Origin of the sequence: Massilia sp., assembly GCF_032106685.1 — a bacterium.
Taxonomy (GTDB): domain Bacteria; phylum Pseudomonadota; class Gammaproteobacteria; order Burkholderiales; family Burkholderiaceae_D; genus Telluria.
Window position 1 is genome coordinate 1 of record NZ_DAMCPG010000074.1, and the last position, 10,553, is coordinate 10,553.

The following is a 10,553-nucleotide window of genomic DNA, read 5'->3' on the forward strand; positions in this document are numbered from 1 at the left end:
GGGCAAGTCCGGCTTCTACCGCTACGTGCCGGACGTGCGCAGCGGCGCGCCGGGTTCGCTGGCCATGGGCGGTGTGCTGCAGATGGCGAAAGTGAAGGGCAGCCCGAACGTGAACCTGGCCACCGCGACGGTCGACGCCACCTACGAACTGGAGTGGGTGACGATCGACGATCCGGACCGCAACCGCGGCGACGCCACCGGCCCCACCGGCATCCGGATCGCGAATGCCGCGGGCCCCTTCGCGCAGGGCTGGGCGCAGGGCGCGCTGCGCATGAACCGCGGCGAAGGCATCTGGTACGCGCAGGGCAAGATGTACGTGATGGACACCTCGGGCGGCGCCGTCTCGCGCGGCGCGATCTGGGAACTCGACCTGGCCAGCCAGGTGTTGAAATGCATCTATTCGAGCCCGAGCCCGCTGGTCGGCAACATGGGCGACAACCTGACGGTCAGCCCGCGCAATGCGCTGCTGGTCTGCGAGGACGCATCGACCGCCGCCACCGATTCCTTCGGCTTCGGCCAGCGCCTGATGGGCATCACCGACGCCGGCGACGCCTACATCTTCGCCAAGAACAACGTGGTGCTCAGCGCCGCCCAGTTGGAGGGCGCGAACAAGCTGGTCACGCTGGCGGGCGACCATCGCGGCAACGAGTTCGCCGGCGCCTGCTTCGACCCGACCGGCCGCTACCTGTTCGTCAACATCCAGACGCCGGGCATCACCTTCGCGATCACCGGTCCCTGGGCCAAAGGCCCGCTGTAATTGCACATACCTAAGCACACCTAGACAAGGGGAGCACCATGACCATCACCAAATCCATCCTCGCGTTCGCCGCCGCGATGACGCTGGCCGCATCGAGCCAGGCCGCCGTCCTCCTGACTTCGGAGCTGTCGGCCGGCAACACGATCACCGACTACAGCCGCGCCGGCAGCGTTTCCTTCGACCTCGACCTGGAAAAGCTGGGCACCAGCCGCTTCAGCTTCGCGATCGAGGAAGAGGACCTGCTCGGCCCGCTGAGCCTGAACGCCATCGTGCGCAACCTGAGTGGCACGGCGCTGAACCAGTTCGTCTTCAGGCTGAGCGGCATCGGCTTCGCTTCCCATGGCAGCGTGACGCCGACCTTCGGCACGCTCGGCCAGGTCACGCAAACGCCGGACTACGCGCACATCGGCTTCGGCAAGCCGGAGTGGGCGGAGTTCCACTTCGGGAATCCCTTGCTGGTCGATGGCGCCGGCGACTGGTTCCTCGACACCCGTGGCCTGAACGTGGGCGACCGCTTCGCGATCGTGGCGACGGTGCCGGAGCCGTCCTCGCTGGCCCTGGTGTTGCCGCTGCTGGGCATGGCGGGCGTCATGGCGCGGCGGCGTCGGGGATAGCAAAGGCTGAACAATCATGCCGGCGCATCCGGCATGATTGTTTCCGGTAAGCATCTGTAGACTACCGTTAATTACCGCACTGGCGCTTTGGAATTGCTGGGCTAGCCTAAACCGCTAGCCTGACATTCGAAAGTGCCCCATGCTCGACACCCCTCTCTACCAGTCGATCTTCGCCAGTTCCCCGATCGGCGCCTACATCCTCTCCCCGAGCGAGGATCCGGTCATCCTCGACGTCAACGAGGCCTTTCTGGGCAATGTCGCGCACACCCGGGAGCAACTGGTCGGGCAGCGCCTGTTCGTCGCCTTGCCCGCTCCGCCCGACGACCCGGATGACCCCGCCAGCAATGGCGTGACGGCCCTGCGCAATTCGCTGGCGCGGGTGATCGCGACCGGCCAGCCGCAATCGATGCCGACCCAGCGCTACCCGATCCGTTCGCGCGGGCCGGATGGCAAGGAGGTCTTCGTCGAGCGCTTCTGGAACGCCACCAACACGCCGATCTTCGATGCCGCCGGCAAGCTGCTGTGCATCTACCACGTGACGATCGAGGTCACGGCGCAGAAGAAGGCGGAAGAGGCCCTGCGCCTGAGCCGGCGCGAAGCGCTCGAGGCCGCGCGCCAGGCCGAGGCGGGCCGGGCGCGCCTGGACGCGGTGCTGCAGGCGGCGCCGGTGGGCATCGTGCTGGCCGACGCTGCCGGCCGGGTGCTGGAATCGAACGCCGCGCACGACGCGCTGTGGTGCCGGCACTGCCTGCCGGCCACCAAGCCGCTCGACTTCGCCGAGTGGAAGGGGTGGTGGGCCGACGGCTCGGCGCGCCACGGGCAGCCGGTCGCCAGCGACGAATGGCCCCTGGCCCTGGCGCTGCGCGGCGAGACCAGCGCGCCGCACCTGATCGAGATCGAGACTTTCGACGCCGCCCGCCGGCGCCGCATCGTGGTCTGTTCGGCCGCGCCGGTGCGCGGTCCCGGCGGCGCCATCGATGCCGCGGTCGTGGTCCTGCTCGACATGACCGAGCGCCTGCGCGCCGAGGCCGCGCTGCGCGAGGCCGACCGCCGCAAGGACGAATTCCTCGCGATGCTCGCGCACGAGCTGCGCAACCCGCTGGCCCCGATCATGGCGGCGGCCGAGCTGCTGGCCCAGGGCGACGCGGCGCCCGAGGCCGTGCGCCAGGCCAGCGGCATCATCGCGCGCCAGGCGCGCCACCTGACCGGGCTGGTCGACGACCTGCTCGACGTCTCGCGCGTGACGCGCGGCCTGGTGATGGTCGACAAGGGCCGCGTCGAGCTGGGCGCGGTGGTGGCCGAGGCGGTCGAGCAGGTGCAGCCGCTGGTCGCCTCGCGCCGGCACCGGCTCGACGTCGATGTGGAGGGGACGCCCCTGGTGGTCTCGGGCGACGCCAAGCGCCTGGTGCAGGTGGTGGCGAACCTGCTCAACAACGCCGCCAAGTACACGCCGCCGGGCGGCCGCATCGTCCTGCGCGCGCACGCCGAGCAAGGCGAGGCCTGCATCCTGGTAAGCGACAACGGCATCGGCATGAGCCGCGAGCTGATCGGGCGCGCCTTCGAGCTGTTCGCCCAGGCCGAGCGCGATCCCGACCGCGTCCAGGGCGGGCTCGGCATCGGCCTGGCGGTGGTGCAGCGCCTGGTCGACCTGCACGGCGGCCGGGTCGAGGCGTACAGCGCGGGACCGGGGCAGGGCAGCCGCTTCGTGCTGCGGCTGCCGCTGTCAAGGGACGGCGCCGGCGCCGCGCAGCCGGCCCCTGCCAGCCGCATCCCGGCGCCGGGACGGCCCTTGTGCGTCACCGTCGTCGACGACAACCTCGACGCCGCCCAGATGCTGTCGATGATGGTGCGGCACTTCGGCCACACCGTGCGCGTCGCCCATACTGCCGCAGCGGCGCTGGAGGCCGCACGCCAGGCGCCGAGCGACGCCTACCTGCTCGACATCGGCCTGCCCGGCATGGACGGCTACGAGCTGGCGCGCCGGCTGCGCGGCGAGGCGTGCGCGGCCGGGGCGGTGCTGGTCGCGGTCACCGGTTACGGCGGCGAGGAGGCGCGCCGCACGGCCCTCGAAGCCGGCTTCGACCACCACTTCGTGAAGCCGGTCAAAGGAGGGGAGCTGCGCCTGCTGCTGCGCGACCTGGCACGTGCACGCGGTTGCTTGCTGCAAGAAAGAAATGTCCTTGCGTCGGCTCGACAATAAGCGAAAAAGCCGGAAGATGTCTGAAATTTAAGCTTTGTTGTAGGAAATCTTGCCGTCCAAGCTGCCAGTTTTGACCGACAGGTCTATCGGACTGGTCTTACAGGGGTACGAGCCTAAGACGGTGTCATCAGGACGTTTTGCTGACTACCATGTACCTGTCTCAGCCAATTTCGAGCTGGGGTTCTCACTCACCAAGGAGGCAATCATGGCATCGAACAACCAAGGTGGTAACAACGGTAACCAGGGCAACAAGCAGAGCGGCGACACCAGCAACCGCGGTTTCGCATCGATGGATCCGCAGCGCCAGCGCGAGATCGCCAGCGAAGGCGGCCGTGCGGCGCACGCATCGGGCAACGCCCACGAGTTCACCTCGGAAGAAGCACGCCGTGCAGGCTCGATGAGCCACAAGAACGACGGTAACAACCAGAGCGGCGGCGGCGGCAGCCAGCAGAGCGGCGGCCAGGGCGGCAACCAGGCCAACCAGGGTGGCGGCACCCGCGGCGGCTCGCCGGAGCAACACGCCAAGGCCGGCTCGCAAAGCCACAAGAACGACAACAAGCGCTAAGCTTGTAGTCCAGCTCCTACTTGCCGCCACCGCTACGCCGGGGCGGCAAGCCAAGGTTCCGTGACGTGGCGCGGAGCGCGGATGCCCTGTCGTCCGGCGCTTCAACCCGGCCGGGATGCCGATACGTGAAAATCGGCATCCCGGCCTTCGTTCGTGCGAACCTGCGCCATCCTGCCCCTGGCGCACACCCCGCCTTTACCGGCCGCGCACGCTGAACGGCGCCGTCTGGCACAATTCTCCTTTTGCCTGCCTGCATGAATGCGGCGGGCGCGGCCTGATCGGAGTTGCGTGTTGTTGACTGGCGTATTGTGTGGCGTGCTGGCGGGCGCCCTGTGGGGAATGGTATTCATCGTGCCCGAGCTGTTGCCGGGCTTTTCGCCGGTCGAGCTGGCGGTCGGGCGCTACGTCGCCTATGGCGCGATCTCGCTCGGACTGATGCTGCCCGGCCTGGCCGCGCTGCTGCGCAGGCTGACGCCCGAGGATGGGTGGGCGCTGCTGCGCCAGTCGCTGTCCGGCAACCTGGTCTATTACATTTTCGTCGCGCTCGGCGTGCAGCTGGCCGGCGTGGGACCGACCTCGCTGATCGTCGGCCTGGTGCCGGTGTCGGTGACGCTGTTCGGCCGCCGCGACCGTGGCGCGGTGCCGCTCGCGCGCCTGCTGGCGCCGCTGGCGCTGGTGGCCGCCGCGATCGCCTGCATCAACGTCGACGTGCTGGGCCATGCCCAGGCCGCCGGCGGCGCGCTGGCGACCAAGCTGCTGGGCGTGGCCTGCGCCGCCGGCGCCCTGGCGTGCTGGACCTGGTACGCCATCGACAATGCGCGCTACCTGAAGCGCAATCCGCAATTCAGCAGCGCCCAGTGGTCTTCGCTGTACGGCCTGGCGAGCGGCCTGGTGGCGTTGCCGCTTGGCCTGGTGGCCGTGCTGATGCACCATGCCGGTGCCTCCGAGGGCCCGGCGCGCGACTGGACCATGTTCTGGATCTGCAACCTGCTGCTGGCGCTGGGCGCCTCGGTGATCGGCAACCAGTTGTGGAACGTCGCCAGCCGGCGCCTGCCGGTGACCCTGACCGGCCAGTTGATCCTGTTCGAGACCGTCGCGGCCATGCTCTATGGTTTCGCCTGGCGCGGCCAGGCGCCGCGCCTGCTGGAAGTCGTCGCCATCGTGCTGCTGGTCGCCGGCGTGACCTGGTCGGTACGCCTGCATGCCAGCCCGCCGCCGGCGCAGGCCGCGCCCGCCTGAGAACCGGCCCGGCCCATCGGACGCCCGCAGGGCGGTGCCCGTCCCGCCGGCCTCTGCTGTAACATGTTGCGATTCACGTCACTTCAGGGAACATCCGATGCGTCTTCGACCTTCCGTCCTGGCGACGGCAACCGCCTTCAGCCTGTCCGTTTCCGCCTTTGCCCAGGAGGCGCCGCTTCTCAAAGAGCCGGCGCTGCGCGCCCACCTGTCTTTCCTGGCCGACGACCTGCTCGAAGGCCGCGGCACCGGCCAGCGCGGCGGCGAACTGACGGTGCGCTACCTGGAGACCCAGGCCGCGGCGATCGGCCTGCAGCCCATGCCGAACGGCGGCTACCGCCAGCCGGTGCCGATCCAGGGCACGCGCCTGGTGAACGGCAGCGTCGTCTTCGAGGCCGGCGGCAAGCGCATCGCCCCCAAGCCGGGCGACGAGATCGTGTTCGGCACCGCCAGCGGCAAGACCGAGGTCGCTTTCGACGCGCCGCTGGTCTTCGTCGGCTACGGCGTCTCCGCGCCCGAGGAAAACTGGGACGACTACAAGGGCCAGGACGTGAAAGGCAAGATCCTGGTCATGATGGTCGACGATCCCCAGCCCACTGCCGAAGAGCCGAACCGCTTCGCCGGCAAGGCCTACACCTGGTACGGCCGCTGGGTCTATAAATTCGAGGAAGCGGCGCGCCGCGGCGCGGCCGGGGCGCTCCTGATCCACACCACGCCCTCGGCCTCGTATGCCTGGAGCGTGCCGGCCAACAGCTTCTCGCACGAGCGCTTCCGCCTGGCCGGTCCAGGCAACCCAATCGAAGGCTGGCTGCAGGAAGACACGGCGCGCGCGCTGTTCGCCGCCGCCGGCGTCGACCTCGACACCCTGCGCGCCCAGGCCGAACGGCGCGATTTCAAGCCGGTCGAGCTGAAGACGGCGGCGCGCGTGCAGATGACGTCGACCGTGCGCCAGGTCGAGCAGTTCAACGTGGTCGGCATCGTTCCCGGTACCGACCCGAAACTGAAGGAACAGGCGGTGGTCTATTCGGCCCACTGGGACCATTTCGGCATCGACGAAAAGCTCGGCGGCGGCCGCGACCACGTCTTCAACGGCGCGATCGACAACGCCACCGGCACCGCCGCGCTGCTGGCGATGGCCGCCGAGGCGGTGCGCAAGCCGGCGCGCCGCACCCAGGTGTTCCTGTGGCCGGCGGCCGAGGAGCAGGGCCTGCTGGGCAGCGCCGCCTACGTCGCCAATCCGGTCGTGCCGCTGGCGAAGACGGCCGCCGATCTGAACCTGGACAGCCTGAATTTCGTCGGACGCACCAAGGACATCGGCGTGCCCGGCGCCGGGCGCAGCAGCCTGTACGATACGGCCGCCGGCGTGGCGAGGAAGATGGGCCTGAAACTGGCCCCGAGCATTGCCGACATGTCCGGCGCCTACTTCCGCGCCGACCACTTCAGCTTCGCCAAGGCGGGCGTGCCGGCCTTTAACGTCGGTTCGGCCGTGTTCTCGGGCGACGGCCATTTCGAGTTCGAGCACGGCCAGGCCCAGGCCAGCGCGAAGATGGTCGGCTACAAGAAGGACTATCACCAGGTGACGGACGAGTACCGGCCGGAATGGGACCTGTCGGGCATGCTGCAGCAGGCCCAGTTCACCCTGAACCTGGGCTATGCGGTGGCGAATGCACCGGCCATGCCGACCTGGAAGAAGGGCGACCCCTTCGGCAGCGTCAAGCGATAAGGCCGCCGGGTTCCGGGAAGATCCGGCCCTTGCCGGCGCGCTTGGCCTGGTACATGCGCTCGTCGGCCTCGCGGATCAGCTGTTCCGGGCTGGCCCGGCCGCCCGGTGCGAACAGGGCCAGGCCGATGCTGGCGCCGACCCGGGCCGAGGCAGTGCCGATCGGCACCGGCCGGCCGATGGCCTCGATGATCTTGGCCGCCGCCACGTGGGCGCAGCCGCCGTCGGCCAGGCCCTCGAGCAGCACGGTGAACTCGTCGCCGGACAGGCGGAACACGCTGTCGGTCTTGCGCACCGCGCCGCGCAGGCGCGCGGCGATCTCGGCCAGCAGGCGGTCGCCGGCCTCGTGCCCGAGGCTGTCGTTGACGGCCTTGAAGCCGTCCAGGTCGATGAACAGCAAGCCCAGGCTCTGGCCGCCGCGGGTGGCGCGGGCCTGCGCGATCGGCAGGATCTCGAACAGGGCGCGGCGGTTCGATAGCCCGGTGAGCGCATCGTGCCGCGATTCGTATTCGCGCTGCGTCTCGGCCTGCTTGCGCTCGGAAATGTCGTGCAGGAAGGCGCTGAACATCTTCTGCCCCCGGATTTCCAGGGCGTTGATGCGCACCTCGACCGTCAGGCGCGAGCCGTCGCGCCGCACGGCCGGCAGTTCGAGCCGCCTGCCCAGCACGGTCGACTCCCCGCGCGTGAGGTAGCGCAGCATGCCTTCGCGGTGCGCGCGCGCCAGTTCCGGCGGAATGATCAGCTGCTCGAGCGGACGGCCGACCGCTTCCCCGGCGCCGAAGCCGAAGGTGTGCTCGGCGGCGCGGTTCCAGACGGTGACGAGGCCGTTCTCGTCCAGCCCGATGTAGGCGTCGTTGGCGCTCTCGAGCACGCTGCGCAGTTCCAGCTCGCGTTCGCGCAGTTCGCGGGTGCGGCTGGCCACGCGCGCCTCGAGTTCGGCGTGCAGCGCCTCCAGCGCCGCCTGCGCCTCCTTCTCCGCCTGGATATCCTTCACCATCGCCACGAAATACTCGACCTCGCCGGCCGCGTCGCGCTTGCAGCTCACGTTCAGGTTGGTCCAGACGATGGCGCCGTCCTTGCGCACGTAGCGCTTGTCGAGCTGGAATCGTTCGAGGCCGCCGTCGCGCAGGCGCGCGACCAGTTCCAGGTCGGACTCCACGTCGTCGGGATGGGTGATGTCCTGGAAGGTCAGGCGCCGCAGCTCGTCCTCGGTGTAGCCGACGATCTCGCACATGGCGCGGTTGACGTTGATCCAGCCGCCGTCCGGCGCGACCAGCGCGATGCCGATGCTGGCCAGGTCGAAGATCGAGCGGAAGGCCGCCTCGCTGGCGCCCAGCACCGCTTCCGAATGACGCAGGTGGCGCCCGGCCAGCGCCAGGCGCTCGCGGTGCTGCACTTCTTTTTGCACGATGTCGGCCAGGTCGATCAGGATGCACAGCTCGTCGGCGCTCAGCACGCGCGCATGGTCGTCGATCGCGCACAGGGTGCCGATGGGCAGCCCGTCGCCCGAGCGTATCGGCACGCCGGCATAGAAGCGGATGTTGGGCGCACCCGTGACCAGCGGGTTGTCAGCGAAGCGCGCGTCGCTGCTGGCGTCGGGCACGACCAGCGGCTGGTCGTGCAGGATGGCATGGGCGCAGAATGCCTGCTCGCGTGGCATCTCGCCCGCTTCCATGCCGACGCGCGACTTGAAGTACTGGCGTTCGGCGTCGACCAGGGAGAACAGCGCGACCGGCACCTTCAGCAGGCGCGCCACGAGCCGCGTGATGCGGTCGAAGACTTCCTCGGCTTCGGTGTCGAGCAGGCCTAGCGCTTCCAGCAGTTTCTGGCGTTCGGCTTCATCGGGATGGGGACTGGCTGCGGGCATGGATTCGGGTACGGGCCGGCGCAGCCGGACGCCGTGTGGCATGTCGTTGCCCTTCACTGTAGCAGATCGGATGTATGCCCCTGCGCGAATCTTGCCGTATGCAAAGATTGCAAAAGCTTGGCTGGAGGACATCGTGGCTGAAGCAGGGCTGTCGTATTCCTGCAATATGCTGCGCCCGAGTTCACACTTTTTTTCGCTGCCTTAACAGTTCTTCATCGAGTTCCCGCCGATCTCGCCGTAATCTACTTTCCATGCGGCAATTGATTGCCACCGAGGCGCCGCGCGCCCGCCATACACTCTTTCGGAGAAAACGTGACTGAATCAAGCAAGTTCGACGCACTGGAAGTGCTGTCCTTCCGGCTCGGACAAGAAGAATACGGGATCAGCATCCTGAAGGTGCAGGAGATCCGTGGTTACGACGCGGTGACGCGCATCGCCAACGCGCCGACTTTCCTGAAGGGCGTGATCAACCTGCGCGGCCAGATCGTGCCGATCATCGACATGCGCATCAAGTTCAAGCTGGGCAAGGCGGAATACGACAGCTTCACCGTCGTCATCATCCTGAACATCGGCCGCCACGTGATCGGCATGGTGGTCGACAGCGTGTCGGACGTGGTCACGCTCGAACCCGGGCAGGTGCGTGCGGCGCCGGCGATGGGCGGCGGCATCGACGCCGAGCACCTGCTGGGCCTGGGCACGGTCGGCGAGCGCATGCTGATCCTGCTCGACATCGAGCGCCTGCTGGCTTCGCCCGACATGGGCCTGATCAACGCCATGGCCGAAGCGGCCTGACGCCACTATTTTGTCCTTGAATTCCATGAATCTCACGAACGTCAACATCGCAAAGCGCCTGGCCATCGGCTTCGGCATCGTCGGCGCCCTGCTGTTGGGCAGCCAGGTCTTCAGCATCCAGATGGTATCGCGCGTCAGCGCCGGTGCGGCCGAGCTGGCCGAGCGCCGCATCCCGAACGTCAACGCCACCGGCGTCGTGCTGGCGGAAGTCAACGACATCGCCGTCGCCCTGCGCAACATGATGCTCGACGCCGACCCGGCCGACCGCCAGAAGCAGCTCGCCGAAATCGCTTCCTCGCGCAGCGCCGCACTGGAGAACCTCGAGCACCTGCGCAAGACGCTGGTCCACCCGAACGCGCTGGCGCTGCTCGACCGCATGGTCGCGGCCCACGACAAGTACGTGCAAGGCCAGCAGGCGCTGATCAAGCTGATCGAAGCCGGCGACGAGCAGGGCGCGCGCGACTACCTGAAGAAGAATCTGCGCCCGACCCTCGGCGAACTGAAGAAGGCCGTGAGCGAACAGCTGGCGATGCAGCGGGAGTTCGCATCGAAAACGGGCGACGCGGCCCGCGCGACCGAGCAGTCGACGCGCATCATGATGATCGTCCTGAGCCTGGTCTCGCTGTCGATCGCCGCCCTGGTCGCCTGGTGGAACACCCGCTCGATCACCCGTCCGCTGGCGCGCGCGCTGGACGTGGCGAACACGGTGGCGGCCGGCGACCTGAGCAGCCGCATCGAGGTCACCAGCCGCGACGAGACCGGCATGCTGCTGCAGGCCCTGAAGACCATGAACGAGAACCTG

9 protein-coding genes are annotated in these 10,553 nt (G+C 68.4%); 8 read left to right on the forward strand and 1 reads right to left on the reverse strand.

What is annotated here, in order from left to right:
* The 6 genes from RT688_RS23200 to RT688_RS23225 all read left to right on the forward strand — a co-directional run.
* The coding region (locus tag RT688_RS23200; RefSeq protein WP_313707198.1) for an alkaline phosphatase PhoX at window positions 1–757 on the forward strand (757 nt) is incomplete at its 5' end.
* Window positions 758–795: 38 nt separating this feature from the next.
* Window positions 796–1,371 (forward strand): PEP-CTERM sorting domain-containing protein, encoded by a 576-nt coding sequence (locus tag RT688_RS23205; protein WP_313707199.1) that lies wholly within the window; start codon window positions 796–798, stop codon window positions 1,369–1,371.
* Between the two features lie 139 nt (window positions 1,372–1,510).
* On the forward strand, window positions 1,511–3,571 hold the full coding sequence (locus tag RT688_RS23210; protein WP_313707200.1) for an ATP-binding protein: 2,061 nt from the start codon (window positions 1,511–1,513) through the stop codon (window positions 3,569–3,571).
* Window positions 3,572–3,776: 205 nt separating this feature from the next.
* Entirely contained in the window at window positions 3,777–4,136 is a 360-nt protein-coding gene (locus tag RT688_RS23215; protein WP_313707201.1) for a KGG domain-containing protein, read from the forward strand.
* A gap of 258 nt (window positions 4,137–4,394) precedes the next feature.
* On the forward strand, window positions 4,395–5,375 hold the full coding sequence (locus RT688_RS23220; RefSeq protein WP_409521982.1) for a DMT family transporter: 981 nt from the start codon (window positions 4,395–4,397) through the stop codon (window positions 5,373–5,375).
* A gap of 97 nt (window positions 5,376–5,472) precedes the next feature.
* Window positions 5,473–7,095 (forward strand): M28 family peptidase, encoded by a 1,623-nt coding sequence (locus RT688_RS23225; protein WP_313707203.1) that lies wholly within the window; start codon window positions 5,473–5,475, stop codon window positions 7,093–7,095.
* Here RT688_RS23225 and RT688_RS23230 read toward each other — a convergent pair.
* Window positions 7,085–8,959, reverse strand: a complete 1,875-nt coding sequence (locus RT688_RS23230) for a PAS domain S-box protein (protein WP_313707204.1) — start codon at window positions 8,957–8,959, stop codon at window positions 7,085–7,087. The genes RT688_RS23225 and RT688_RS23230 overlap by 11 nt on opposite strands.
* Before the next feature lie 312 nt (window positions 8,960–9,271).
* Here RT688_RS23230 and RT688_RS23235 point away from each other — a divergent pair, with 312 nt between their 5' ends.
* Both RT688_RS23235 and RT688_RS23240 read left to right on the forward strand, forming a co-directional pair.
* Window positions 9,272–9,751: a chemotaxis protein CheW gene (locus RT688_RS23235; RefSeq protein WP_313707205.1), complete on the forward strand. Its 480-nt coding sequence runs from the start codon at window positions 9,272–9,274 to the stop codon at window positions 9,749–9,751.
* 25 nt (window positions 9,752–9,776) lie between these two features.
* The coding region (locus RT688_RS23240; RefSeq protein WP_313707206.1) for an MCP four helix bundle domain-containing protein at window positions 9,777–10,553 on the forward strand (777 nt) is incomplete at its 3' end.